Below are 26,052 nucleotides of genomic sequence, written 5' to 3' on the forward strand. Positions count from 1 at the left end.
TATATTGAAAAAGCCCCAATTTTTTGGGGCTTTTTTGTTGATTTTTTTTAAGTTTTACTCGTTTGAGAAAGCCATATTGTCTCTAGTGTTTTTCTGAACAGAAATAGCACCAAACAAGGCTAATAAAAAAGCAAAAGCATAAAAGCCTTTTTCGCTTGGTAAAATTGTCGCATTCCAAAGTCCAACTGTTAATAATACGATTGATAGAATAGTTCCGAACCAACAAATACTGTAATAAATATCGGTTACCGGAAGTTTTTCAAGTCTGTCTCTAACACTTTTTTGCAATGAAACCACAGCAAAAAGGCCAAACATTAAGACTGTAAAATAATACCCTTTTTCATTTAAAAGCATTTCAGCTCTGGCAAGCCCAGCTATATATCCAACTGTTCCAGCTCCAAGAGCTACCCAAGATGCCGCTATAAAGGCATTAGATGTTTTTTGTACCATGTTTAATTTGTTTTTATTTATATTTTGAAAAAATCCCTGAATCTAAAGCTGTCCAAAAACAACATTTTTGACCACTGGCCTTTAGGCCACTATTTGCCCAGGTATTGCAAGTATGAAATAAGCTATAGCTTCCATTAGCTTCATAGAAGGCATCTGTTTTTCCGTAATTTGCATCTGTTTTTATGTTTAAAAAATTACCTGAGGCATCCTTTTGAAAACTTTCGGCGATGTATTTTATTAAACGATCGTATTGCTCCTTACTTATCATCATTCTTTTGCAATCATCACCTTCAGTCATTTTTTTGTAATAGGTTGCATGAATTGCAGTAGTACTTAAACCGGTGGCGGCTTTAAATGCAACCGAAGTTTTTAAGTCTGACCATTCGGGAGTTTCTAAATAAAAACCTTTGTCGCCCCAGCCCATTGCCAAATATTTGTATGTAGAATCTGCTATTTTTGTATTTTCAAATTTTATTTGTTTGCTCCAGTCAATTTGTTCGTTTCTTAAAGGTACTACAATGTCAGTATGGACGCCATTTGTCAAAATGTAAATTTCTACTTCAGGTTTTGTATCCGGCTCTTGATTTACCGTAATTTTAGAAAGGGAAAATACAGCTATTATGTATAGAAATATAAATCCAAAGAATGCCAAAAATATTTTGAGAGTAATTTTTAATGCTTTTTTCAATGATGTCAGTTTATAATTTTTAAATATGATCTTATAGTTAAGATACAAAAATAAATAAATTAACATCTTATCAAAATAAAAGACAATAAATTATTAAGTATAATCTTTCGTGTAGTGTTGTGGAAAAAGTCTCAAAATAGGATTTAACTTTTTAAGACTCTTCAAATGGAACTTTTTAATGGAATCAGGATTTCAAATAAATTGTTTTCTTTAATTTTCACGCATAAAATCAAATGCTCCCTTGCGAAGTTGTATTCCATATTCGAGATAGGCTTTCATGCAGGCAAGAAAATTTGCCCAGCCTTCTGTGTTTCCTAGAGCCCATTTCAGGTTGGCTTCGTTGTATGTTTTTCCGTCTTCTGTTACTTTTATAACGGTGCTTTTGTCGGGTTGTTCTTCCAATATGATTTTCACGACGGTTTTCGGATCCCAAACATATGAAACTGAACGATTGATTTCAATTTGGATGTCTTTTATGGTAACTTCAACTGGGAATTCGGGAAATTTCCAAATCAATTCTTTTCCAGTTTCCATTCGTCCGCTACTTTCAGATATGAAATAATTCGTCATCTTTTCGGGATTTACAATTCCTTCAAAAACTTCTTCAATCGGTTTTTGTATTTGTATTGTTGCTTTAGCTATCAGGTTCATGATATTGAAATTTTGTAATTATTTTTTTTTGAGTTTCTCCTTAAAAAAATCAATGGTTCGGGTCCATGATAAAGTAGCAGCGGCTTCATCATATCGAGGAGTGGTATTGTTGTGAAAACCGTGGTTTACTCCTGGATAGAAATAAGCATTATTTTCGACTTTATTCTTTTTGAGAATGGCTTCATAAGCAGGCCATCCCTCATTGACGCGGGTGTCTAAACCGGCATAGTGAAGCATAATTGGAGTCGTTATTTTTTCGGCTTCTTCCGCTGTGGGTTGTCCACCGTAATACGGAATTGCTGCGGATAAAGTCGGGATTTTTACCGCCATCATGTTGGCAATCCAGCCTCCAAAACAAAATCCAACAACACCTACATAACCATTACAGTCTTTATGGGATTTTAGATATCCGTAGGCTGCAATAAAGTCTTCGAGCATTTCTTCTCGGGTGCGTTTCTTTTGCAGTTCTCTTCCTGCATCATCATTTCCGGGATAACCGCCCAGTGGTGATAGTGCATCGGGAGCCAAAGTGATGAAACCTTCCACAGCCGCTCTTCTTCCTACATCTTCAATATAGGGATTCAATCCTCGATTCTCGTGTACGACAATGATTCCGGGTAATTTTTTTTTGGTTTCCGTTGGCTGTGATAAAAGCCCTTTGATTGCTCCTCCGCCTTTTGGAGATTGATAGGTTATGTATTCCGATTTTATTCTTGGATCATCGGGTTTGATTATGATAGAATCCACATAATTGGGAGTCATAAAACTAAGGAGAGACGGTACAGTTAAGCTTCCTATTGCAAACAGGGACAGTTTTTCTATGAATTGCCTTCTCTCAATTTTGTTGTGGGCATAGTCGTCATATAGATCAAAAATTTCCTGACTGATATCTTCCTTGGTTAGTTTTTTCATGGTTCTTTATTTGACCCAACTAATTTAGAAAAAAAAGCGATTGTTTTTTCAATATTGATTATTGCGTATAAGTGAATTTTTAATTCTAGGCAATATTTTCAAGTCCGCCTGGAAAAGGTCTATAAGCGTAATAATGCAAGACTTCTTCAATAGCCATTTTTAAGGCTTCATTTATAGGAAGTAAAGTAATTCCAAGTCTCTGATCAATTTGGGTTAACCGCATGTAATAGTCCGAAAAAATAGGAACATACAATCCTTTGCTAATAGCTACTTCGGTATTGTTGTAATTTTTCTTTTGGTTCTCTTTTATGATTTTGCAGGTGTTTAATCGTAGCTCGCCATATTTATCTCTACTGGCGGCATAGCCAAAAAGTCTACAAATTAATCCACGGTATTTATAGTCCGTGCATCTGCCGTTTTTGTTGTCTGTAGTTGAAAGCGATTGGTATAAATGACAAAAAGTACTGGTTTTGGTATTTAGTTCTTCTAAAACAGTTTCGGCTTTTCCATTTAAAAATAAGTAAAAGGCCCATGGTAAAAATTCTAAAGGCGAAGCGTCTATATTTGGTTTTGAACAGCACTGACCACAACCTGTCAGGCAATGTAAATTTGTTTCTGATTTGAAATTAGTTATTTCATTCTCTAGGCGGCCAAATAATTCTTCAACCAATTGAACTTTATGTTCTATAGACATTATTTTTTGTCTAATGTACGCTATTAAATACCGTTAAGAAGGTAATATGGTTTTACTTACTGTTTTATACGATTATTTTGTTTTTGAAAGAAAAACAGTTGAAATGTATTACGGGTTTTGAGTTCTCTATCTATGTCAATTTGTAAAACTAAAAAGAACCAAAATAGATTATTTCTTTAAGATGTTAGGAACTATTTGGGCGTGACCCTTCGTGAAAAACTACGGGTCGGGCTTTCCGTTCCCGCTTTTTTTCTTTTCAATTGCCAGAGGTTTGAACCCCTGGCAATTGAAAAGAAAAAAGAGCTCCACTATAATCCCTCACGCGAGCAACTGCGATCAACAAGATTAGATATAAATCAAAAGTTATAAATTATAGAATTAAGCTTTAATTCTTAATCACTTTGAATGTTTTCTGTGCATCTCCATAAATAGCAGTAACGGTGTAAATACCACTGGCTAAATGGTTACCAATTGTTATTTTTTGATTGGTATGAAAATCATTGCTGGAAAAACAAACTGTGCCTTTCATGTCAATTATTTTAAGAAAAAGTGGTTCAGTAGTTTTACTTTTAATTTGGAATGTGGCTTCGTTTGTGAAAGGATTTGGATAAAAAACATCCGATTTGTTTTCTAAGATTTCATCATGAATTCCAAGATTGTTTTCGTCAACTACATCAATATAATTAAAATTAAATTTCGATTTATAGAGAATCTTGATGTAGTTTTCTCCTTGTGGCAAGTTAATTCCAGAAACTATTTTGTCAGTGTAGGTTTGTAATCCGCCGGTAGATTCAAAAGTTTCGTCCGTTTTTACAATGACGCCATTCACACTAATGTCAAATTTCCCCTGAATCAAGGAAGCTACCCGAAAAGTCATTTTATAAGAACTGCTTTGGCTAACATTTATCATGTATTCTCCCCAGTCTCCAGCATCCGTAAAACATACATTTTGGGTTGTGCCTCCATCGGTGGTGTTTTGCAGACCAGTCCCTCTACGGCGGTAATGTTTGTTGGCTGTAATTCTGCCAGGCACATTCATTTTTTTGGAAGTATATGGGACATTCAGATAGGCCGTTCCTATTGGTCTAATTTCGCCGCTATTGGCAGCAAGCAATTGGCCTTCCAGCATATCAGTCCAATCCGCGGGAACCCTGCAGGTAAACCAAGAATAGCGATAAATGTCAGGGTCATTTTCAAAAGAGGTCACAATCTCTTTCATGAAATTGGTTTTCTCTGTAGCCGATTGTATAACTCTGTTGGCAAATTCGGTTACCCAAATTGGGATGTTGTATTTCTTCAATCCATCAGTAACTCCAATTACCGAACTAGATGTAGCATCGTAAGTATGAAAAGCAATATAGTCTACTTTGCAAGTTGGGCAAAGGCGGAAGAATTCATCGTGCCAAGCAATAGGACTTTGGTAGCCTCCATAGTTGGAAGGGCCATTGTAGGCTGGGGAAGCACTCACGATTTCCAACCCTTTTGCGGCGGCAATCTTTTCAATATTTGGCCAAGCATCAACTGCTTCTTGGGGTGTTAATCGTGAGCCATCATTGAAGTTAGGTTCATTAAAAGCCAATAAATATTTGGCTCCGGGTTTTATGGTTGCAATAAAAGCATCGGGATTGTTTACTTTTCCCCAAGCCATTGGTACAAATTCTACTCCCAAACTCTCGTAGTTAGCATTTACATCAGATTCGGGTTCGGAAGACCAATTATACCACCAAGAAATTCCTGGTTTTAAGGTGTTCAAATCTGAAACGGAATGGTTCCCATAAGCGACTCCTCTTTTGGGACTTACTTGTGCAAAAAGGCAGCTGTAAAACAAGGAGCTAATCCATATAATGATAAAGGTTATTATTTTAAACATAAAAGGGTTCTTTATTTGGTTCAAACTATGAATTCCAAATATAGTTTAACACTGCTTCACTTCAGGTTTGAAAAATCCCATCAAAAACACATCAAATTTATTCTTGTTTAAATTGTGAGGTTTTAAAAAAAAAGATTCAATTTTTGTCTTAAAATAAGAATAATGATGGTTTCTGTTAGTGTTAAACTTTTTAATGTAAAAAATTGATAATCAGTTAATTTATTTTTAAATTTTAAGTAAACCTATTAGTTTTTTAGTTAAATTTACGTACCCTTTCTAGAGATAGCTTAATCTAAATATTTTGATACTTTAAATATTTAAGCTATGAAAAAAATCCTATTGATTGTTTGTTGTTTTTTCCTAATTGTAAGTTGTAAAAAAGAAGAATCCAAAGGAATGGATAAGACAGTTGCGACTGATGACACAGTTGCAAAACCTGCTGAATTTGCCGATCCTAAATATGCTGAAATAGGCAAGAAAACGTTAGTAGCTATGGAAAAAGGAGACATGGATAGCTGGATGGAAATATATGCCGATAGTGCGGTTTACGTATGGAATAGTGGAGATAGTTTGGTAGGGAAACCAGCAATAGCATCTTATTGGAAACAAAGAAGAGCCAATGTAATTGAAACCATTAAATTTAGTGATGCCATATTTTTGCCTATTATGGTAAATAAACCTCAAAGCGTGGAGGCCAAAGGAGTTTGGTTGCTAGCTTGGTACAAAACAACGGCAAAATATAGAAAAGGAAAAGAAATGACTCAGTGGATACATACGGATTATCATTTTGATTCGCATGATAAGGTGGATCGAGTTATTCAATATATAGATAAAGCTGCTGTAAATGCAGCTCTTCCAAAGTAAAATTTAATTGTTAATTGGTTGGTGAAAATAAAAAACGATGCTTTCGTGTCGTTTTTTATTTTTTTTTGTGTCTAAATGAATTTAATGTAATGTGAATTTTGTTCGGGAATTTAACAAATGAAAGGCTTTAAACGCATTTCTATGCCTTAAAACTAAAAACATTTCTTTACTTTTGTGCCAACCAATATTTGAACTATGTACAAGATTTTTATACGTCCTATTCTTTTTTGTTTTGACCCTGAAAAAGTGCATCACTTTACTTTTTCATTAATTAGAATAGTCTCAAAAATTCCAGGAGTTCCTTCACTTTTTAGATTTTTATATCAAGTAAATGACAAAAGATTAGAAACCGAAGTTTTTGGTTTAAAGTTTAAAAACCCTGTAGGGTTAGCTGCTGGTTTTGATAAAAATGCTGTTTTATATAAAGAACTGTCTAATTTTGGTTTTGGGTTTATCGAAATTGGGACACTTACTCCAAAAGGACAACCCGGAAATGATAAAAAAAGAATATTTCGTTTGGTCGAAGATTCGGCAATTATTAATAGAATGGGTTTTAATAATGGAGGTGTTCTGGAAGCGGTTGAACGGTTAAAAGAGAATAGCGGTGTTCTTATCGGAGGAAATATCGGAAAAAATAAAGTGACTTTAAACGAAGATGCTACTTCAGATTATGAGATTTGTTTTGACGCCTTATACGATTATGTGGATTATTTTGTAGTCAATGTGAGTTCTCCTAACACGCCAAATCTTAGAGCATTACAGGAAAAAGAACCGCTTACTCAATTACTTCAAACTTTACAGAATAAAAATTTGGCGAAGCCAAAGCAAACCCGAGGCGGAGCCGAATCGAGCGGAGCTAAACCAGTATTGCTGAAAATTGCTCCGGATCTTACCGATGAGCAATTACTCGACATTATTGATATTGTAAAAGAAACTAAGATTGCAGGTGTAATCGCAACTAATACTACAATTTCACGAAGTGGATTAAAATCTTGCAATCAAACGGAAACTGGTGGGTTATCCGGAAAACCATTGACTTCACGTTCTACTGAAGTAATTCGTTTTCTGTCTCAAAAAAGCAATAAGGCATTCCCGATTATAGGAGTTGGAGGAATACATACTGCAGAGGATGCTTTAGAAAAATTAGAAGCTGGCGCCAGTTTAATACAATTATATACGGGTTTTATCTATGAAGGCCCGGCATTGGTGAAGAAAATAAACAAAGCAATTTTGTCAAAAAAATAGTAGGATAACGATTTTTCTTTCTTTGTAACTCAAAACCTTTTTATATATTTGAACGTTATGAAGGCAATAAAAATTATTGAGTGTCCACGAGACGCGATGCAAGGCATAAAAGCTTTTATTCCTACCGAAAGAAAGGTAGCTTATTTACAATCTTTATTGCGTGTAGGTTTTGATACCATTGATTTTGGGAGTTTTGTTTCGGCGAAAGCCATACCTCAAATGCAGGATACTGCCGAAGTTTTAGCGCAACTTGATTTATCCAAAACAACAAGTAAATTATTGGCTATTGTTGCCAATTTGCAAGGAGCAACACTAGCTTCTGAGCATGCCGCTATTCAATATTTAGGGTTTCCTTTTTCGATTTCCGAGAATTTTCAAATGCGAAATACGCATAAAACAATCGCAGAATCTTTGGTGACCTTAGATGAGATTTTAAATCTTGCCGATAAGACTAATAAAGAAACTGTAGCCTATCTCTCTATGGGTTTTGGAAATCCTTATGGAGATCCTTGGAGTGTCGAAATTGTGGCGCAATGGACTGAAAAATTGGCTTCAATGGGAGTGAAAATTTTATCACTTTCCGATACTGTAGGTAGTTCTACGCCCGAAGTAATTGATTATTTGTTTTCTAATTTGATTCCTCAATATCCTCAAATTGAATTTGGCGCCCATCTCCATACCACACCCGATAAATGGCTTGAGAAAATTGATGCTGCCTATAAGGGAGGCTGTCTTCGTTTTGATGGTGCAATTCAAGGTTTTGGTGGATGTCCCATGGCTACAGATAATTTGACGGGCAATATGCCTACTGAGAAATTACTCTCTTATTTTACGGTTCAAAAAGAAAACACCAATTGCAGTCCAATGAGTTTTGAAAGTGCTTATAATGAAGCTTCTAAGTTATTTGGTGAATTTCATTGAAAATAGTCTTGCAATAAAAAGGTGTAAATTTAAATAATTTAAAATTTTTGTTGTTTCTTTAATTTTGTTTAGTTGACTATTAAAAGTTTGGCAATAATTGTAAAGAGTAATGATATGAAAAATAGATTTTACAATAGAGTTATTTTACTAATTGCATTAGTATTATGTGCTTTTTCGTGTAGTAGTGATTTAGATTTCAATCAAGCTAATAATTTTAATACTCAGCCAGTTTTTACTACAAATCTTGCTTATTTAGAAGCAAAAGCTCCAGATTTTATTATAAATGGGTCGGAGCAGCCATTGTTTTCTTATGTATCTAATGTTGATTTTTTGAACACTTCCTTTGTGCAAGAGGACTTGGTAAAAACCGAATTGTATTTCAGAATTAAAAATACAATAGCAAGAGCCTATTTTTATAATGTTACTTTTCTAGATCAAAATAATTCTCCCATTTATACTATAACAATGAATGTTCCTGCCTACAGCGGTAAAGAAGTGTTAGTGGAAAAAACAGAAACATTTACCGCTGCAAATGTGGATATTTTAAAGAGAACAACCAAAATGGTTTTTTCAATTGCTATGCTGCCAGGACCACCATTAACTGCTAGCAGCCCAGGAAGAGTAGAGTTGAGTTCAAGTATAACTGCTTATTTTGATGTAAAATGAGAAAAATAACAATCCTTTTATGTCTGACAGTTTCTTTTTATTGTTTTTCCCAAAATAAAGAAGTTTTATATAATTTCACTCCTCAACCTCAAAGTTTATTACTTAATCCGGGAGCTGATGTAAAATATAAATGGTTCGTTGGAGTCCCATTATTATCTGGAATATCTGCAAATGTGGGTTCAACAGGATTTGATGCCTATAGTTTATTCGCAAATGATGGAGTGGATTTTACTACCAAAGTCAAAAATGTTTTAGCCTCAACCAGCAGAAACGATTATGTGACTGCCAATCAACAACTGGAAATATTTACTGCCGGTTTCAGGGTAGGGGGCGAAGAAAGCAAGTCGTATGTTTCTTTTGGAATGTATCAAGAATTCGATTCCTTTATTTATATTCCAAAAGATTTGGCCATTTTGTCTTTGTATGGTAATAAAGATTATATAGGTAAGTCTTTTGATCTAGGAGATTTGAGTGCAAAAGCGGAAGTGCTCTCTGTCTTTCATGTAGGGTTTAATAAACAGCTTAATGAGAAACTCATACTTGGAATTCGAGGGAAAATTTATTCCAGTATTTTTAATGCAACTTCAACCCATAATTCAGGCTATTTTTATACAGCACAAGGTTCTAATTTAATTTATAATCAAGTCATAAAATCCAATTTACAGCTTAATACTTCAGGTGGGGCCAAGTATTTGGATGAAAATTATGAAGGTGATTTAGCAACTGATTTAAGGGATGATATTCCTAAAAAAGCTTTTCTGGGCGGAAATTTAGGTTTGGGTTTAGATTTAGGACTTACTTATTATCCTGAAAAAAACATCCAGATAACAGCAAGTTTAGTGGATATTGGTTTTATAAGTCACACAAAAGATGTTGTCGATTACACATTCAAAGGTGATTATGCTTTTAAGGGAGTTCTTACCAATTTTAATCAAGACGGAACAGTTGATAATGCTTACCAGGATTTCAAAGACGCCATTCCTTTTGATACTATATATAATAAGTTCAAGACTCAAAGGCCTTTGAAATTTTATTCTTCATTTCAATATTCATTTGAAGAAGAAAGGCAAACAGAATGCAATTGTGAAACTGATGAAGATTCTTGGTATCGAAGTGCGGTTGGAGCGCAGTTTTTTGCAATGTCAACCCCTAGAGCTCCTATGATGGCGTTGACGGCTTATTATAGAAGAAGGCTTCTTCAAGGATTGCAAATGAAAGCTACTTACACTATCGACTCGTATTCCTATTCAAACTTCGGTTTGGGGTTGACGACCAAGATTGGGGTAGTTAATTTTTATGCAATGGCTGATAATCTTCTGGCTTACAGGGATGTTTCGAAGGCGAATGCACTCACATTTCAAATAGGATTTAATATAATCTCAGGAGGAAGCAGTAAATAACAAGGAGTCAGTCAATAGATTTCTTTTTTTTCTTCTTCTGAAAAACTTAAAAAGTTCAATCCAAACTACAGAAACGAATCCAATTAAAACACTAAAGCCAATTTGTAAAAGCGTAATGCTTTCAAATTTGAAAAATGTTCTGAATGCTGGTATGATTAATAGTGAACCAGTTATCAACAGTGTTGTTCCAATAATAAGGATAACCAAATTGTTTTTGTATTTTAAAGTGGTCAAGACGGAATAATAAAAAGACCGATTGGCAAGTGTCAGAAAAATATTAGCTGATATCAATGTGAGGAAAACCATAGTTCGGGTGAGATCTTCTGATAATCCATTTTTTGTGCTGTATTGGTAAATGAATAGAAGTCCAAGCGTAATTACAAGTCCTTGAATAATGCTAATTGTAATTTCTTTTAGATTGAAAAAAGTATTGGTAAAAGGACGCGGCTTTTGATTCATCAGGTTGGGTTCCATAGGTTCATTTTCGTAGATTATGGAGCAAGTTGGTCCCATGATGATTTCTAGGAAAATAATATGAACGGGTGAAAAAATATTGGGATATATCCATCCTAAAACCAGCGGAATAAATACAATCAGGATTATAGGAATATGAATGGATATAATGTATTGAATGGCTTTTTTTAAATTGATGTATATTTTCCTTCCCATGGCTATGGCCTCTGTCATTTTGGAAAAATCGTCATCGATCAAAATTAAATTCGCTGCTTGTTTGGCAATCTCGGTTCCTTTTTTTCCCATGGCAATACCAATATGAGCCGATTTTAAAGCCGGACCGTCATTGACTCCATCACCTGTCATGGCTACAATTTGGTTGTTGTCTTTTAAAGCTTTTATGATTTTTAATTTGGCTTCGGGAAACATTCTAGTAAAAATATTAGTTTCCATGACCTTCTCTTTCAAAGTAGCATCATCCATCGTCATAAGCTCGTCTCCATTTAATATTTTCCCAGGGTTTCTAAAACCAATTTGATTGGCGATGGTTGCCGTTGTCAAGGCATTGTCTCCCGTGACTATTTTTACTTGAATTCCTGCTTTGTAAAAAGTTTCAAAGACTTCTTTTATATTGGCTTTCGGAGGGTCATAAAAAGCAATAAGTCCTTTGAAATCAAATAAAAATTCTTGTTGTGTTTTTGGATAGTTAGTTCCCGAAAAATGAGTTACGCCAACTCCTAAAACTCGATACCCTTTTTCGGACATAGATTGGACTGCATTTAGAATTTGATTGGTTTGTTTTTCGGATAATTTTGAGCAGGAAATTAGAGCTTCGGGAGCACCTTTGGCCGCAATGATTTGGTCTCCGGTTGTGTTTTCAAAAAGATGGGTCATCATTGGAGGTTTTCCGCTTAAAGGATATTCGTGTACCATTTTGTAATTAGGACGTTCATCTTCGATTCCCATTTTTGTGTAAGCGTCATGCAAAGCAATTTCCATCGCATCAAAAGGAATCGGTTCACTGGCCCACATGGATAGGCTTAACAATTCCTCTTCGTTTGTAGTTAATTGAATTTTATTTTTTTTATTGTCATTGAAATTGCCATTGTCATTGCCATTGTCATTGTCATTACCATTGAAATTGTCCTCTTCCAACAAATACCATTGTGCCAGGCTCATTTTGTTTTCGGTGATAGTTCCAGTCTTGTCTGTGCATATCACGGTTGCGCTTCCAAGGGTTTCCACTGTTTTTGTTTGTTTGACAATGATTCCTCTTTTCATCAATCGCCAAGCGCCCAAAGCCATGAATGTGGCAAATGCTACCGGAATTTCTTCGGGTATAATGCTCATCGCCAAGGTTAATGCTTTTAATAAACTGTCTAAAATAATTTTTGAATTGTAATAATTGATTCCCCAAACCAATAGGAATACGACTAATCCGACAAGAGACATTTTGGTGACAAAATTTCCAATCTGAATTTGCAAAGGTGTTTTCTCTTCGGTAATATCATCCAGACTTTTTCCGATTTTACCCAATTCTGTTTGGCTTCCTATTGCGATTACTTTGCAGATTGCCAATCCAGAGGCGACAATTGTTCCCTGGAAGACTTGATTATTTTCACTTTTTTCGCTTTTAAAAACCGCTAATGATTCTCCCGTAATTATCGATTCGTTTACCGAAAAATCGTTCGATTGAATGATGATTCCATCTGCAGGAATAAAGGTGCCTTCTTCGCATTGGATACAATCACCCAAAACAATTTCTTCGGAGGGTATTTCTATCAGTTCACTATCTCGAATGACTTTGCTTTTGGGTTGCGTTAATTTATGCAGGGCTTCAATAGCATTCCGGCTCTTGGATTCTTGATAAAGCGAAATGGTAGAAACCAGTAAAATTGCTACTGTCATAAAAATTCCGTTACCAAAATCGGCAGTGATAAAATAAATACTGGTTGCAGTTAACAGTAATAAAAACATTGGTTCTTTAACCATTTCTATTATGGAAGAAAGTAAGTTGTTTTTTTTTTGGTGTTCGGTGGAATTTAAGCCGTTTTTGATTCTGGATTGTTCAACTTCAACTTTGTTTAATCCTGAAATAGAGCCGTTTGTTGCTGACATAATTGCGATGTGTGATTATAAATAAAATAAGACTTTAACTTATTTTTACCATGCAATTTAAAAATAAAACGGGGGACTTAAGTGTTTTTTAGCTTAAGATTGTCTATATTTGCACGCAATTCAACTACAAATTGCAACATGAAAGCACATATCTCTAAGATTGTCGGCGAGGGTTTAACCTACGATGATGTATTATTAGTTCCCAATTACTCGAATGTTCTTCCGCGCGAAGTGAGTATCCAATCAAAATTTTCAAGAAATATTACACTAAATGTTCCTATTGTATCCGCAGCTATGGATACCGTAACCGAAAGTTCTATGGCAATCGCTATGGCGCAAGAAGGAGGAATTGGTGTTTTGCATAAAAACATGACAATCGAACAACAAGCAGCCAAAGTACGTAAAGTAAAACGTGCAGAGTCTGGGATGATTATTGATCCTGTTACTTTATTAATGACAGCTACAGTTGCCGATGCTAAAAGTGCCATGAGAGAATATGGTATTGGTGGTATTCCAATTGTGGATGAAAATAAAATCCTAAAAGGAATTGTTACCAATAGAGATTTACGTTTTGAAAAAAACGGTTCAAGACCTATTGTTGAGGTTATGACAAGTCAAAATTTGGTAACTGTTGCCGAAGGAACTTCATTAGAACAAGCTGAGGTAGTTTTACAAGGTCATAAAATTGAAAAATTACCTGTAGTAAATGATAAAAATGAGTTAGTGGGTTTAATCACTTTTAGAGATATTACCAAATTAACTCAAAAACCAAATGCCAATAAAGATAAATTTGGACGTTTGAGAGTAGCAGCCGCTTTGGGTGTTACTGCCGATGCTGTTGAAAGAGCAACTGCTTTGGTAAATGCAGGAGTAGATGCCGTAATTATCGATACTGCTCACGGACATACAAAAGGTGTGGTGGATGTGTTGAAAGCGGTTAAAGCTAAATTTCCAAATCTTGATGTAATCGTTGGTAATATTGCCACTCCAGAAGCTGCTTTGTATTTGGTTGAAAATGGTGCCGATGGTGTAAAAGTTGGAATAGGACCTGGTTCTATTTGTACAACTAGAATCGTTGCAGGTGTTGGTTTTCCTCAATTTTCTGCAGTGCTTGAAGTTGCCGCTGCCATAAAAGGAACAGGAGTTCCTGTAATTGCTGATGGTGGAATTCGTTACACAGGAGACATTCCTAAAGCGATTGCCGCTGGTGCAGATTGCGTAATGCTAGGTTCATTATTGGCCGGTACTATGGAATCTCCAGGTGAGACTATTATTTTCGAAGGAAGAAAATTCAAATCATATAGAGGAATGGGTTCTGTTGAGGCGATGCAAGAAGGTTCAAAAGATCGTTATTTCCAAGACGTGGAAGACGATGTTAAGAAACTTGTTCCGGAAGGAATAGTTGGACGTGTGCCTTACAAAGGGGAGTTGAACGAAAGTATGCAACAATTCATTGGTGGTCTTCGAGCTGGTATGGGTTATTGCGGTTCAAAAGACATTGCGACTTTACAGGAAACAGGTCGTTTTGTTCGTATTACTGCTAGTGGTATCAACGAAAGTCACCCACACAATGTGACCATTACAAAAGAAGCTCCGAATTATTCGAGATAATATAGTCTTAAAGACGAATGTCCTAAAGTCAAAAGGTGTAAGATTTATTTCTTGCACCTTTTTTATTTGGGCGTGACCCTCCGTAAAAACTTCGGGTCGGGCTTTCCGTTCCCGCTTTTTTTATTTATCAATTGCCTCGGGTTTAAACCCGAGGCAATTGATAAATAAAAAAGAGCTCCACTGCAATCCCTCACGCAGAGCAACTTTGAACAAATAAATCAATTATTTTTTTAAAATCCCTTTCTCAACACTTTCGTTAATCAAATTTTCTGCATAGTTCCAAATGGTTGTCGAACCGTTTTTAATTACCTTTTTCTTATCGTAAACTGTTTGATATGGCACATTATATTCTGCCCACGTTCCTCCATTGTTGGAGGTGTTTTGTAGCAATGGTTCAAATCGGTCCATTGATTTTGCAAATTTTGCTTCATCAGTTATACCTTCTTCAAATTCTGTCCAAATTGCAATAAATTCTTCTGCCTGTTCTGTCGGTAAAAGTCCAAAAATTCGTTCTGCTGCAATAAGCTCTTCGTCTGTATTTACATGACTTTTTATAGTGTCGTAAAGAAAAACATCACCAGTATCAATTTCTACGATGTCGTGAATTAAAACCATTTTCAAAACTTTGAGAACGTCAATTGGTTTGTCCGAATGTTCCGCCAATACAATTGTCATCATTGCTAAATGCCAACAATGTTCAGCATCATTTTCGTTTCTGTCGCTGTTGAATAATTTAGTTTTACGTTGAATGTATTTCAACTTGTCAATCTCTTTTATGAAACTTACTTGTTTTAATAAATTGTCGGTTTGCATTGCTGTGTAAATTTTAAAAGATTTTTATTGTTACTGAGATGTTCGTTAAAATTGTTGCCATCACATAGCATCATTTACAGGTTGACTATCTACGAATTGTTCGAAACTGATGATTATGCTATCTTTCAATTTCCAAACGTGAGCCACTCTGGCGGTGAATGATTTACCTGTAATTTTATAAGTTCCCGTGTAAGTTCCGTAAGCAATGACTTTATTATCGCTGGCAACATAATCTTCAGGAGTAAATTTATAATCAATCCATTCGCTTCCCAATCGGCTAAAGACATTTTTGGTTATGTTGTCCAAACCAATGTAAGTTCCTGCATACGGAAAACCTTTTGCTTCTGTCCACGAAACATCTTCGGCAACATATTTAGCCAGATTTTGACCATTTTCTTCCGAAGTCTTTCCTTCGTAAGTACTTTTTATGATTTCAAGATTTGTCATTGTCTTTTTATTTAAAGAACAGCCTGATAATACAAAAAGTGCTATCAGGCTGTAAAGAATTGATTTTACCATTTCATTTCTCCGGTATTTACTTTTGCACCAATCATTAAGGCAGTTTCAAAAGTAAGTGTTGGATATTTTGTTTTCAAAGCTGTAATTAAAGCTTCTGATGTTTTATTGGTTTTCAAAGCTTCTTCATAGAATTGAATATAACTTTTGGTATGATTTACAGAAGCGATATCAAATGGAGAATTGGAATTGGCGTGAGCCGGAATTACAATTTCAGGTTTCAAAGCGGAGATTTTATCTAAAACGGATATCCATATTTTACGAGCTTCAGCAGTTTGTGCATCTGCCATCCAAAGATGAAAAGTAGTTCCAAAAACGTTAATTCCGCCCACCACTGCTTTGATTGAAGGAATCCATACAAAAGTCTTATTCGGGAATTCTTCCAAACCAATGATCTCTAGTTTATGACCTTCCAATTCAATACTATTTCCTTTTAAAACCTGTGGCAAAATAACGTTTGATGTAATGTTTTTACCTAATCTTTCACCCCATACTTCCAGTTTCTTTTGAGCTGTTGCTTTAATGTGTTCTACAGTTGCAGGAGAAGCATAAACAGTAACTTCCGGAAAATACTTTTTGAATACTTCCAGGCCGAAGTAAAAATCAGGGTCGCCGTGAGAAACAAAAATTGTGGTTAATTTTTTACCGCTTGCTTTAATTTCCTGCGCTACTTTTTCGGCATCCGCCAAGGTGAATTGGGTGTCAATCAAAACCGTATCCGTTTTTCCAGATACGATTACCGATGCTACACCAAAACTATTTTCTGATGCGTTGTAAACTTGAAGTTTTAAATCTTTAGTTTCGATTGTTTTGAAACTTTGTGCTTGTGTTTCCATATTAAATAAGATTAAAATTGTTATAAATACTGTTGAGATATTGTTCTTCATTTGTTGTGCTATTTTAAATTAACACTGCAAAGATGAGACGATATGCGATCTAAAAACATTAAACTAGTTTAATAAATAAAAGGGAAATCTTATTTTTTGACTGCAATTTTCTTTCGAATATTACTCAAAAAAACATTGGTAATTCCCAAATAAGCTGATACTTGAATATTAGAAAGTCGTTGGATAAGCTGGGGGTATTTTTCTGTAAATTCGATATAACGGGACTCTGCTGTTTTACTCAAATTATCAATCATTCTTCGTTGAAGGGCAACGTGCGTTTTTTGCGTCATTACCCGAAATAGCTTTTCAATTTTAGGCAAATTAGCATAGGCAAACTCCTTATCTTTTTTATCGATCAAAAGCACCTCACTATCTTCAATAGCCTCAATAAAAAGTTGTGAAGGTGTTCCAGTTGTAAAGCTGTCAATATCGGTAATCCACCAATTTTCAATAGCAAAATAGAGTATTTGTTCAAAACCATTTTTATCAATATGATAAACCCGAAAAAGTCCTTTGGTAACAAAACCTTCAAATTTGCAAACTTCTCCTTCACGCAACAAAAAACTTTTTTTCTTAATTGTTTTATGTTGAAACAAATTACAGAATTCCTCCATTTCAGTAGCTGAAAGTGAAATGTGTGCTGCGATATTTTGTTTAAGAAGTTTCGTCATTTTTGATGCTTTTAAAACATTTTTATATCAAAGGTAAGTTAGTTTTTACTAATTTGATGACCCCGATCCTCAAAGTCTGCCGACTTTGTGCTTTTTTTGAATGTTACTTAAAAGTCTTAAATCTAATAGAAGTTTCCCGACTTTTCCCGTAAGCATCTTGTAAATTCAAAACGTTTACTTGCACATCGAAGCACTTCCACATTAAACAAAAACGAAAAACTACAAAATAACAGTTTTGTTACTTTGTAGTTTTTTGGAATTATTGAAATGCAAACAGTTCTAAAAATATTCACGGAAAAAGTCGGGAGACTTTTGACAGTTTTTTGTTTTAAGAGCTTTTTAAAAAGCGCAAAGTCGGGAGACTTTGCGTAGCGGGCTGAAGTCAGGGACAGTTATTTTTTTAGTTTTAATATTTCAGGAATAATGTATTCATCCAATAGTTTTGCCGTTTGATTATGAGATTTCATTCCACCATTATAAAAAGTACTTGTTAACACTACAACTAAGTCTAATTCAGGAAAAACTGCTATTTTATTTCCACCTGTTCCTGACATAAAATATGATTTTTCCTTTTTTTCTTTCCCAAATTCGGATAGCCACCATAAATAGCCATATTCATAGTCGAGCATTCCTACTTCAGCATGAGGTTTTGTTGATTCTTCAACAAATTTTTCAGAAATTATTTGCTCATTATTCCATTTGCCTTTATTTAAATATAATTGACCAATTTTTAGTAAATCTCGGCTTTTTAGTCCAAGTCCGCTTCCAGTCATTGGTATTCCAGTTGGTGTGATTTGCCAATGATAATCTGTAATTCCTAATTTGGAAAAAAGGGACTTGTCTGCATATTTTTCTAAAGAACCGGAAACATTGTTTATTATGTCTCCTAAAACTACTACACCAGCTGTGCAATAACTGAAACTACGACCATATTTTGAGTCTTTTGGTTTTGGTTTCCATTCCGGAAAACCTTTGATTGGTAAATCCCAGTAAAATTTCACCCAATCCTCGATTAGATACATTCGGTCTTCTTGACCACGTGAATTTTGTTCCCAATCATCACATTCCAAAACGGAGGACATTGTAAGCAAATCCTCAATAGTAATTTTGTCTTTTCGGATATCTGGATTTTGTAAATTTTTAACTTTAGAAAACTCTGAAGCATTTTGACTTACTGATTTTATAGAGCCATTTTGGATTAAAGTTCCAATTAAAGTTCCTGTTATAGTCTTTGTGGCAGAACGGGTATTATGTTTCGTGTCTTTATTGTTATTGTTGTAATAATTTTCGAATATTATTTTTCCATTATGTGCAATAACTACGCTTGAAATTTCTTTAAATTCATTAATAGAAATAAGACTGTCCATTTTTTTAATTGTCCGATTTCCTAAAAGTTGATTTTCGGTCTTCCATCCGTCTTTGGTTTGCTCAGGTTCAAAAGGTTTGGTTTGTGAATTAATATTAAAGCTGACTGCTAGAAATAAAAGTAAAAGTGTTGATTTATACATTTGATTTTGATTGATGATTAGACTGTAAGGCGTAACTTTCTACTTTTTGTTACAATCTTGAGTTCTAAACATTTCTGTATAGTTGTATCTAACGTTTTGAGCTAGATGATGTTGCATGGTTGTAGAAACCAAAACGTTTGGTTAAATGTAGCATTTGCAAATACAAAACGATTTTTAGGTTATGCCAAATGTCTAAATCAATTGCGGTAAATGTTATCTGCGGGTTCTTATCTATTGATTTTTAATCTTATTGGGTATTACAATTGCTTAATTGTCTTATCATTTTTTACTTGATTTTCTGAATTGTCCAATCTTCATTTTTAGACTTCCTACTTGCAGAATATCCTAATGGTAAATCTGCGATTTCAAGTATCGTTTTATCTATTTTTATAATTTGTCCAAGTCCAACAATTTTGGCTACATCTTCAAAATTCTCGTAATTATCATCACTATTAAATTGCCAAGTTCCATCTTCTTTGTAATGAAAAACATTTGTTATTTCTTTATTATCCACGATAACAAATTTGGTGGTGAAAACTGCTGTGTTTTTGCCTTCCTTAAATTTTTTATGGACCTTTTCTTTTTGACAAGAAACAAAAATACTTGTAAGTATAAATATTGCTATAATTGTAGTTTTCAACTTTTTATAGTGTTTCAATTTCTCTTTTTTGTTAATCTGATTTGAATGGTTTAATCATGAGCCAAATCCGCCAATAGTTTTTTGTTCCCAACAATCCACAAAATATCATCTTTTTCCAGAATGACATTAGACTCTGGATTTAGAGTTCGGTTTCCTCTTTTTTCGATACCTACAATCAGTCCTTGTGTTTTTTCACGCAGTTTGGATTCTTTGATACTTTTCCCAATGAAGGTGTGGTTTTTCAATTCGATTTGGCGTAAAACAATATCGGGTTCTACGATTTCAGGAGAAACGTCCATTTCGTGTTGGTCCAGGTATTTTTTAAATTGCTGTACTTGGGCATCGGTTCCGATAACACAAATTTCATCACCTGGGAAAATACGTTCGTTCCTACTCGGAATATGTATAGTTATATCACCCCGCTTTATTGAAACAATATTTATTCCTAAATTTTCCCTCATTTGAAGGTTTTTCAATGATTCGCCGGCTATATTGGATTCTGCTGCAATGTCAAATATTGCCATGTGGCCGTCCCAAGGCGTTAAATCACTGCGACTTCTTTTGGCTCTCGCAATTTCGCGGTCGTTCAAATTGGCGAGAAAATGATTTTCAATTTTATGGTATTGGATGTGGAGTTTTCTTTGAAAAATCAAATAAATTACCACTGCTATTATGAATGCAATCAAGGCGATTTTTGGAGAGAAGAAAATATTTAGCAATAAACCAATAAAGAAAATGGACAGCAGAATGCGTATAAAAAACAGCATCGTTAGCGGTCCACGGGATTTGCGGTCCAGCATTAATTGTTCAACTTCATTAGTGGCGACTCTTCGAAAAGCAAGCGCCCACAAAAATGGTGCTACTATCCCCAATGTGATTAAGGCTCCCATTGTATTTCCCAAATGATAATCTTCGACTAAAGGCAATATAAAACGAGACGAAAGCAAGATGACTGCAAGAATAATTACGACAAGCACAATCACCTGAATCAAAAAAGCATTAATCACCGTTTGCCACAAACTAACCGTTTTTATAGCTTGCGTACTCGCCGAATAACGTTCAATTCGTTTGGTCCATTTTCGGGGTAAGTTATGTGCCAAATATTCAGAAAAAGGAAGCGAATATTTAATCATAAAAGGAGTCGTAAATACCGTTACCGCCGAAACGGCAACCACTATTGGATACAAAAAAGAATTTGTTGCTTTCAAGGTTACTCCCAAAGTCGCAATGATAAAGGAGAATTCACCAATTTGGGATAAACTCATTCCGGTTCGGATCGAATCTTTAAGTGGTTGTCCTGAAAATATGGCGCCAATTGTAGAACTGATGGATTGGCCAAAAATAACGACAATAGAAAGAATGATTACAGGAATGGCGTGTTGGTACAAGGCATCGGGATTGATTAACATGCCAACCGATACAAAAAATACGGCGCCAAATAAGTCTTTTACGGGCTTTACCAAATGTTCGATATGTTCGGCCTGAGTAGTTTCGGCAATGATAGAGCCCATTATAAAAGCGCCAAGTGCAGGCGAAAAACCGGCATTTGCAGCAAGAACAACCATCATCAGACACAAGGCAAGCGAAATGATGAGTAACATTTCATCGGTGAGTAAATGTTTGGTTTTTTTGAGTACTGTTGGAATGATAAAAATTCCTCCCAGAAACCAAAGCACCAGAAAGAAGAGCAGTTTTAATACCGACATTAAAAGGTCGCCTCCAGAAAACTGATTGCTCACGGCAATAGTGGACAATAAAACCATCATTAATATCGCCAGTATGTCCTGAACGATTAAGGAACCAATAACTATTCCTGCAAATTTTTGCGTTTTAACGCCCAATTCATCAAATGATTTTAAAATAATCGTGGTCGATGAGATGGAGAGAATTACCCCCAAAAAGATACTATCCATTTTGGGCCATCCCAACCATTGCCCAACGGCATATCCCAAAAGACACATGCTTACAATTTGAATTCCTGCAGTGATAGAAGCCGTTCCGCCAACTTTCATTAATTTTTTGAAACTAAATTCTAATCCGAGGCTAAACAATAAAAAGATAACTCCAATTTCAGCCCAAACTTCCACACTTTTAATCTCTTTGACAGAAGGGAAAAAATCAAAATGGTTACCCGCCAAAAAACCGGCAATCAAATATCCAAGTACTAAGGGCTGTTTTAGTTTTCTAAATATCAAAACAGCAACAGTCGCAGTTATTAAGATGAGTCCTAAATCACTGATCAAAGGGTTTAAATGGCTTGTGGTTTCTGTTACTTCTGTAAATTGACTCATAAAACGGCATTGTTGTTTATTATTGAAACAGTTTTTGGGTAAAAACCATTTATGGCTAATTTACGAAAAAAGAAAATTCTTTGTGGTTTGGTTTTTTCGTTATTTATTTTTTGCCACAAAAAAAAGCCACCCTAAATAAGATAGCTTTTAATTTAAAATAGTTTGATGCTTATTAAATCCCCAAGAAATTACTTGGTGTGATTTGCATTAGTTCCGCTTTGATTACATCAGAGACATCAAGCGTTGCGATAAAACCATGAATAGCTTTTTTGTCGATAGCTTCGTTGGTTCTAGTCAATCCTTTTAAAGCTTCGTATGGATTTGGATAGGCTTCGCGTCTTAAAATAGTTTGAATTGCTTCGGCTACAACAGCCCAGTTTTTCTCTAAATCTTCGTGAAACTTAGATTCGTTCAGTAATAATTTATTCAAACCTTTCAAGGTAGCTTCAAAAGCGATTAGAGTATGTCCAATTGGTACTCCAATGTTTCTTAAAACAGTACTGTCTGTCAAATCGCGTTGTAATCTTGAAACCGGTAATTTTGCCGATAAATGTTCAAAAATTGCATTGGCTATTCCTAAGTTTCCTTCGGAGTTTTCAAAATCAATTGGGTTCACCTTGTGTGGCATAGCCGATGATCCAATCTCTCCCGCTTTAATTTTTTGTTTGAAATATTCCATTGAAACATACGTCCAAATGTCACGGTCCAAATCAATAATGATAGTGTTGATTCTTTTTAAAGCATCAAAAAAGGCTGCAAAATGATCGTAATGTTCGATTTGTGTTGTTGGAAAAGAATGGTGTAATCCCAAGTTTTCCTGAACAAATTTGGTACCGAACTGTTTCCAGTCAATTTGCGGATACGCAACATGATGTGCATTGTAGTTTCCGGTAGCTCCACCAAATTTGGCTGCAAACGGAATGTTGAACAACAGGCGCATTTGCTCTTCCAGACGCTCCACAAAAACAGCTATTTCTTTACCCAAACGAGTAGGTGAAGCAGGTTGTCCGTGTGTACGGGCAAGCATTGGAATGTCTTTCCACTCTTGGCTCAATTCTTTTAATTTGGATGTCAAGGTAATTAACGATGGCATATAAACTTTTTCAAAAGCATCTTTTGTCGAAAGCGGAATCGCTGTATTGTTAATGTCTTGAGAAGTTAATCCGAAGTGAATAAATTCTTTGTATTCTGATAAACCCAGTTTTTCAAAAGCGTCTTTGATAAAATACTCAACAGCTTTTACGTCGTGGTTGGTTACTTTTTCAGTTTCTTTTATCCAAAGTGCATCTTCGGTAGAGAAATTTTTATAAATGGCACGTAAACTATCGAAAAGATTAGGGTTTACGTTTTTTAGTTGTGGTAAAGGAACTTCGCATAAAGCAATGAAATATTCGATTTCAATTAATACGCGATATTTGATTAAAGCTTCTTCAGAGAAAAAAGGAGCTAGTGATAATGTCTTATTTCTATAACGACCGTCGATTGGTGATATAGCATTCAATTCGTTTAGAGTAGTCATTTTTTGTTGTTTTTTCGAAAGGCACAAATATAAAGAGAATTTAGGGATTAGGAGTTACGAAATTTAAGGTTTGACAAAGAATTTAGTTATAAAAAATAGAACTGTTCAGTGAAATTTAAAGATTTCAAAATTAAGTAGTTGTTTTATTTTAAATTTAATTTAAAATAAAGCTATATTTGTTTAATAAATATGTAATATATATGAACAATATAAAAAATACTTTCAGTATTAAGGATCTTGAAAATCTTTCAGGTATAAAAGCGCATACAATCCGAATTTGGGAAAAACGATATGATGTTTTACAGCCTATGCGAACGGATACTAATATACGATTGTACTCACTGGAGAGCCTTCAAAAATTATTGAATATCACTTTGCTGCATGATTATGGATATAAAATTTCCAAAATTTCAACCTTTAGCGATGAAAAAATAACGCAAATGATTCGTGATGTTATTTCGAATAAAAATGCTAAAAATCATGCTGTCAATGCTTTCAAGATGGCTATGATGAATTTTGACCAAGAACTTTTTTCTAATACGTACAATTGGTTGCTAGAAGAAAAATCTTTTAAGGAAATCTTTCATCAAGTATTTATTCCATTGATGGAGGAAATTGGTTTATTGTGGCAAACCGATACGATTACACCAGCGCACGAGCATTTTATCAGTTGTTTGATATTGAAGAAAATATTGGTAAATATTGAAAAAGTGGAAGCCAGTAAGTCGATAAATAAAAGCAAAGTTTTTGTATTGTCGCTTCCTCTTAATGAAATTCATGAATTGGGATTGATGTATTTGCATTATGAAATTGTTTCTAAGGGTTATAAAGTTGTTTATTTGGGTGAGAGTATGCCAATAAGTAATTTGAAAGATTTGAAGAAACATTACAGTTCAATTATTTTTCTTTCTTATTTTACGATACAACCCGAACGAGATTATGTCAATGATTATGTAGGTAATATGGGTACTGAACTCTTAGGTGACGGCACTCAAATCTGGTTGATTGGAAAAATGACTCAGTACATAGATCAGGATTTAATTCCTATTGATGTTAAAGTTTTTAGTTCTATTTTGGATTTAATAGAAAAGATTTGATTTTTTGTTTAATCTTTTTGTATATTTGCTAAACAAATGAAAAAATCAATCTCAATAATAGGTTCTGGGTTTTCGGCAATGTCTGCCGCATGCTATTTAGCAAAAAGTGGTCATAAAGTGTCGGTTTATGAAAAAAATGCTTCGATAGGAGGCCGGGCCCGTCAATTGAAAGCTGAAGGGTTTACGTTTGACATGGGGCCCAGTTGGTATTGGATGCCTGATGTTTTTGAACGTTTTTTTGCTGATTTTGGCAAGAAAACAACTGATTATTATGAACTAATAAAACTCTCTCCAGCGTACCGAGTTTATTATGATATTGATGATTTTATTGCAATTGCAGATAATTTACCTCAGATAATAGCTGATTTTGAAGCTATCGAAAAAGGAAGTGGCCAAGTCTTAAAAGAATTTATGTTTGAGGCCAAAAGCAATTATGATATTGCAATAAAAGAATTGGTGTATCGCCCGGGTGTTTCTCCATTGGAATTGGTAACGGTCGAAACCGCTAAGAAAGTCGGTCAGTTTTTCAGTAACATCAGTAAAGACATTAGAAAGAAATTCAAAAACGAACGACTCATTCATATATTGGAATTTCCCGTTTTGTTCCTTGGCGCCAAACCATCTGATACTCCTTCTTTTTATAGTTTCATGAATTATGCCGATTTTGGTCTGGGAACTTGGCATCCTAAAACGGGTATGTTCGATGTCGTTCGAGCAATGGAAAGTCTGGCTAGAGAACTGGGTGTAACTTTTGTAACCAATGCCAATATTGAAAAAATTAATGTTGAAAGTAAAGTAGCCCGTTCGATTACAGTCAATGGGAAAATGATTCCATCCAATATTATTTTAAGCGGTGCTGATTATCACCATACTGAAACTTTATTGGATAAAGAACACCGGGCCTATTCTGAAAAGTATTGGGATAGTCGGGTTTTTGCTCCATCGTCGTTATTGTTTTATGTGGGGTTCAATAAAAAAATAAAAAATATTTCGCATCACGCTTTGTTTTTTGATGTCGATTTTGAGCAACATGCCGCAGCTATTTATGACGAGCCACAATGGCCAAAAGAACCGTTGTTTTATGCCAATTTTCCATCATTAACAGATAAAACAGCTGCTCCAGAAGGCATGGAATCCGGTTTTTTTCTGGTGCCACTTGCTCCTGGAATTGTTGATACAGAGGACTTAAGAAATGAATATTTCGATAAAATAATGGAGCGTTTCGAACTTTTAACACAACAAAAAATTAAAAATAGTATTATATTTAAGCAATCATTTTGTAAAAATGACTTTGTTTCAGAGTACAATTCATACAAAGGGAATGCTTATGGGATGGCCAATACACTTTTGCAAACCGCTTTTTTGAGACCAAAACTCAAAAGTTCCAAAGTGAAGAACTTATATTTTACGGGGCAATTAACCGTTCCCGGACCTGGAGTTCCTCCCGCATTGATTTCGGGGAAATTAGTGTCGGAGTTAATAGATAAACAACTTTTAAATCATTAGATATGAAGTGAGCATAACGTAAATTGGTTATTAACTCCAATAATGGTATGCGACCCGAGCT

Annotated in this window: 23 protein-coding genes; 8 read left to right on the forward strand and 15 right to left on the reverse strand. The window is 34.8% G+C overall.

The window, feature by feature from the left end:
- Nucleotides 1–54 precede the first annotated feature (54 nt).
- The 6 genes from yiaA to C8C85_RS12860 form a co-directional block, all read right to left on the reverse strand.
- Nucleotides 55–450, reverse strand: a complete 396-nt coding sequence (gene yiaA, locus C8C85_RS12835) for an inner membrane protein YiaA (protein ID WP_116797411.1) — start codon at nucleotides 448–450, stop codon at nucleotides 55–57.
- 13 nt (nucleotides 451–463) lie between these two features.
- On the reverse strand, nucleotides 464–1,138 hold the full coding sequence (locus C8C85_RS12840) for a TIGR02117 family protein (RefSeq protein ID WP_243412106.1): 675 nt from the start codon (nucleotides 1,136–1,138) through the stop codon (nucleotides 464–466).
- Between the two features lie 210 nt (nucleotides 1,139–1,348).
- On the reverse strand, nucleotides 1,349–1,789 hold the full coding sequence (locus C8C85_RS12845; protein ID WP_116797413.1) for an SRPBCC domain-containing protein: 441 nt from the start codon (nucleotides 1,787–1,789) through the stop codon (nucleotides 1,349–1,351).
- An 18-nt stretch (nucleotides 1,790–1,807) separates the two neighbouring features.
- Nucleotides 1,808–2,701, reverse strand: a complete 894-nt coding sequence (locus C8C85_RS12850) for a dienelactone hydrolase family protein (protein WP_116797414.1) — start codon at nucleotides 2,699–2,701, stop codon at nucleotides 1,808–1,810.
- Between the two features lie 85 nt (nucleotides 2,702–2,786).
- A complete protein-coding gene (locus tag C8C85_RS12855; RefSeq protein WP_116797415.1) occupies nucleotides 2,787–3,395 on the reverse strand; it encodes a YkgJ family cysteine cluster protein in 609 nt (202 codons plus the stop codon).
- Between the two features lie 385 nt (nucleotides 3,396–3,780).
- The gene (locus tag C8C85_RS12860; protein ID WP_116797416.1) at nucleotides 3,781–5,265 is read right to left on the reverse strand and encodes a glycosyl hydrolase; all 1,485 of its coding nucleotides are present in this window, start codon (nucleotides 5,263–5,265) and stop codon (nucleotides 3,781–3,783) included.
- Between the two features lie 324 nt (nucleotides 5,266–5,589).
- On the opposite strand from C8C85_RS12860, the gene C8C85_RS12865 reads away from it, so the two are divergent.
- From C8C85_RS12865 to C8C85_RS12885, 5 genes are all read left to right on the forward strand, one after another.
- On the forward strand, nucleotides 5,590–6,129 hold the full coding sequence (locus C8C85_RS12865; RefSeq protein ID WP_116797417.1) for a nuclear transport factor 2 family protein: 540 nt from the start codon (nucleotides 5,590–5,592) through the stop codon (nucleotides 6,127–6,129).
- Nucleotides 6,130–6,324: 195 nt separating this feature from the next.
- A complete protein-coding gene (locus C8C85_RS12870; protein WP_116797418.1) occupies nucleotides 6,325–7,374 on the forward strand; it encodes a quinone-dependent dihydroorotate dehydrogenase in 1,050 nt (349 codons plus the stop codon).
- Nucleotides 7,375–7,431: 57 nt separating this feature from the next.
- Nucleotides 7,432–8,295, forward strand: a complete 864-nt coding sequence (locus C8C85_RS12875; protein WP_116797419.1) for a hydroxymethylglutaryl-CoA lyase — start codon at nucleotides 7,432–7,434, stop codon at nucleotides 8,293–8,295.
- A 114-nt stretch (nucleotides 8,296–8,409) separates the two neighbouring features.
- Nucleotides 8,410–8,961, forward strand: coding sequence for a hypothetical protein (locus C8C85_RS12880; RefSeq protein ID WP_133243387.1), 552 nt, complete (start codon nucleotides 8,410–8,412; stop codon nucleotides 8,959–8,961).
- A complete protein-coding gene (locus tag C8C85_RS12885) occupies nucleotides 8,958–10,361 on the forward strand; it encodes a DUF5723 family protein (RefSeq protein ID WP_116797421.1) in 1,404 nt (467 codons plus the stop codon). Before C8C85_RS12880 ends, C8C85_RS12885 begins: the two co-directional genes overlap by 4 nt.
- Here the strand turns inward: C8C85_RS12885 and C8C85_RS12890 are convergent.
- Nucleotides 10,341–12,932, reverse strand: coding sequence for a cation-translocating P-type ATPase (locus tag C8C85_RS12890; RefSeq protein ID WP_116797422.1), 2,592 nt, complete (start codon nucleotides 12,930–12,932; stop codon nucleotides 10,341–10,343). The two genes, C8C85_RS12885 and C8C85_RS12890, sit on opposite strands and share 21 nt — an antisense overlap.
- Nucleotides 12,933–13,070: 138 nt before the next feature.
- Between C8C85_RS12890 and guaB the strand changes: the two genes are divergently transcribed.
- Complete coding sequence (gene guaB / locus C8C85_RS12895) at nucleotides 13,071–14,543, forward strand: IMP dehydrogenase (RefSeq protein WP_077375690.1); 1,473 nt, start codon at nucleotides 13,071–13,073, stop codon at nucleotides 14,541–14,543.
- A gap of 222 nt (nucleotides 14,544–14,765) precedes the next feature.
- On the opposite strand, the gene C8C85_RS12900 is transcribed toward guaB, so the two are convergent.
- From C8C85_RS12900 to purB, 8 genes are all read right to left on the reverse strand, one after another.
- The gene (locus C8C85_RS12900) at nucleotides 14,766–15,356 is read right to left on the reverse strand and encodes an HD domain-containing protein (RefSeq protein ID WP_116797423.1); all 591 of its coding nucleotides are present in this window, start codon (nucleotides 15,354–15,356) and stop codon (nucleotides 14,766–14,768) included.
- Nucleotides 15,357–15,416: 60 nt separating this feature from the next.
- The gene (locus C8C85_RS12905) at nucleotides 15,417–15,803 is read right to left on the reverse strand and encodes a nuclear transport factor 2 family protein (protein ID WP_116797424.1); all 387 of its coding nucleotides are present in this window, start codon (nucleotides 15,801–15,803) and stop codon (nucleotides 15,417–15,419) included.
- Between the two features lie 65 nt (nucleotides 15,804–15,868).
- Complete coding sequence (locus tag C8C85_RS12910; protein WP_243412107.1) at nucleotides 15,869–16,708, reverse strand: MBL fold metallo-hydrolase; 840 nt, start codon at nucleotides 16,706–16,708, stop codon at nucleotides 15,869–15,871.
- A gap of 140 nt (nucleotides 16,709–16,848) precedes the next feature.
- Entirely contained in the window at nucleotides 16,849–17,430 is a 582-nt protein-coding gene (locus C8C85_RS12915) for a Crp/Fnr family transcriptional regulator (protein WP_116797426.1), read from the reverse strand.
- A gap of 392 nt (nucleotides 17,431–17,822) precedes the next feature.
- On the reverse strand, nucleotides 17,823–18,938 hold the full coding sequence (locus C8C85_RS12920; protein ID WP_116797427.1) for a serine hydrolase domain-containing protein: 1,116 nt from the start codon (nucleotides 18,936–18,938) through the stop codon (nucleotides 17,823–17,825).
- 286 nt (nucleotides 18,939–19,224) lie between these two features.
- Entirely contained in the window at nucleotides 19,225–19,596 is a 372-nt protein-coding gene (locus C8C85_RS12925; RefSeq protein WP_207786932.1) for a hypothetical protein, read from the reverse strand.
- A gap of 32 nt (nucleotides 19,597–19,628) precedes the next feature.
- Nucleotides 19,629–21,869 (reverse strand): cation:proton antiporter, encoded by a 2,241-nt coding sequence (locus C8C85_RS12930; protein ID WP_116797429.1) that lies wholly within the window; start codon nucleotides 21,867–21,869, stop codon nucleotides 19,629–19,631.
- 172 nt (nucleotides 21,870–22,041) lie between these two features.
- Nucleotides 22,042–23,388, reverse strand: a complete 1,347-nt coding sequence (gene purB / locus C8C85_RS12935) for an adenylosuccinate lyase (RefSeq protein WP_116797430.1) — start codon at nucleotides 23,386–23,388, stop codon at nucleotides 22,042–22,044.
- A 200-nt stretch (nucleotides 23,389–23,588) separates the two neighbouring features.
- On the opposite strand from purB, the gene C8C85_RS12940 reads away from it, so the two are divergent.
- Both C8C85_RS12940 and C8C85_RS12945 read left to right on the forward strand, forming a co-directional pair.
- On the forward strand, nucleotides 23,589–24,485 hold the full coding sequence (locus tag C8C85_RS12940) for a MerR family transcriptional regulator (protein WP_116797431.1): 897 nt from the start codon (nucleotides 23,589–23,591) through the stop codon (nucleotides 24,483–24,485).
- Nucleotides 24,486–24,521: 36 nt separating this feature from the next.
- Nucleotides 24,522–25,991 (forward strand): phytoene desaturase family protein, encoded by a 1,470-nt coding sequence (locus C8C85_RS12945; protein ID WP_116797432.1) that lies wholly within the window; start codon nucleotides 24,522–24,524, stop codon nucleotides 25,989–25,991.
- Nucleotides 25,992–26,052 lie beyond the last annotated feature (61 nt).

Origin of the sequence: Flavobacterium sp. 103 (assembly GCF_003096795.1) — a bacterium.
Lineage (GTDB): Bacteria > Bacteroidota > Bacteroidia > Flavobacteriales > Flavobacteriaceae > Flavobacterium.

Coding starts and splice junctions, on each gene's coding strand:
- yiaA (WP_116797411.1), bottom strand. CDS start 450: ATGGTACAAAAAACATCTAATGCCTTTATAGCGGCATCTTGGGTAGCT.
- C8C85_RS12845 (WP_116797413.1), bottom strand. CDS start 1,789: ATGAACCTGATAGCTAAAGCAACAATACAAATACAAAAACCGATTGAA.
- C8C85_RS12850 (WP_116797414.1), bottom strand. CDS start 2,701: ATGAAAAAACTAACCAAGGAAGATATCAGTCAGGAAATTTTTGATCTA.
- C8C85_RS12855 (WP_116797415.1), bottom strand. CDS start 3,395: ATGTCTATAGAACATAAAGTTCAATTGGTTGAAGAATTATTTGGCCGC.
- C8C85_RS12860 (WP_116797416.1), bottom strand. CDS start 5,265: ATGTTTAAAATAATAACCTTTATCATTATATGGATTAGCTCCTTGTTT.
- C8C85_RS12865 (WP_116797417.1), top strand. CDS start 5,590: ATGAAAAAAATCCTATTGATTGTTTGTTGTTTTTTCCTAATTGTAAGT.
- C8C85_RS12870 (WP_116797418.1), top strand. CDS start 6,325: ATGTACAAGATTTTTATACGTCCTATTCTTTTTTGTTTTGACCCTGAA.
- C8C85_RS12875 (WP_116797419.1), top strand. CDS start 7,432: ATGAAGGCAATAAAAATTATTGAGTGTCCACGAGACGCGATGCAAGGC.
- C8C85_RS12880 (WP_133243387.1), top strand. CDS start 8,410: ATGAAAAATAGATTTTACAATAGAGTTATTTTACTAATTGCATTAGTA.
- C8C85_RS12885 (WP_116797421.1), top strand. CDS start 8,958: ATGAGAAAAATAACAATCCTTTTATGTCTGACAGTTTCTTTTTATTGT.
- C8C85_RS12890 (WP_116797422.1), bottom strand. CDS start 12,932: ATGTCAGCAACAAACGGCTCTATTTCAGGATTAAACAAAGTTGAAGTT.
- guaB (WP_077375690.1), top strand. CDS start 13,071: ATGAAAGCACATATCTCTAAGATTGTCGGCGAGGGTTTAACCTACGAT.
- C8C85_RS12900 (WP_116797423.1), bottom strand. CDS start 15,356: ATGCAAACCGACAATTTATTAAAACAAGTAAGTTTCATAAAAGAGATT.
- C8C85_RS12905 (WP_116797424.1), bottom strand. CDS start 15,803: ATGACAAATCTTGAAATCATAAAAAGTACTTACGAAGGAAAGACTTCG.
- C8C85_RS12910 (WP_243412107.1), bottom strand. CDS start 16,708: ATGGAAACACAAGCACAAAGTTTCAAAACAATCGAAACTAAAGATTTA.
- C8C85_RS12915 (WP_116797426.1), bottom strand. CDS start 17,430: ATGACGAAACTTCTTAAACAAAATATCGCAGCACACATTTCACTTTCA.
- C8C85_RS12920 (WP_116797427.1), bottom strand. CDS start 18,938: ATGTATAAATCAACACTTTTACTTTTATTTCTAGCAGTCAGCTTTAAT.
- C8C85_RS12930 (WP_116797429.1), bottom strand. CDS start 21,869: ATGAGTCAATTTACAGAAGTAACAGAAACCACAAGCCATTTAAACCCT.
- purB (WP_116797430.1), bottom strand. CDS start 23,388: ATGACTACTCTAAACGAATTGAATGCTATATCACCAATCGACGGTCGT.
- C8C85_RS12940 (WP_116797431.1), top strand. CDS start 23,589: ATGAACAATATAAAAAATACTTTCAGTATTAAGGATCTTGAAAATCTT.
- C8C85_RS12945 (WP_116797432.1), top strand. CDS start 24,522: ATGAAAAAATCAATCTCAATAATAGGTTCTGGGTTTTCGGCAATGTCT.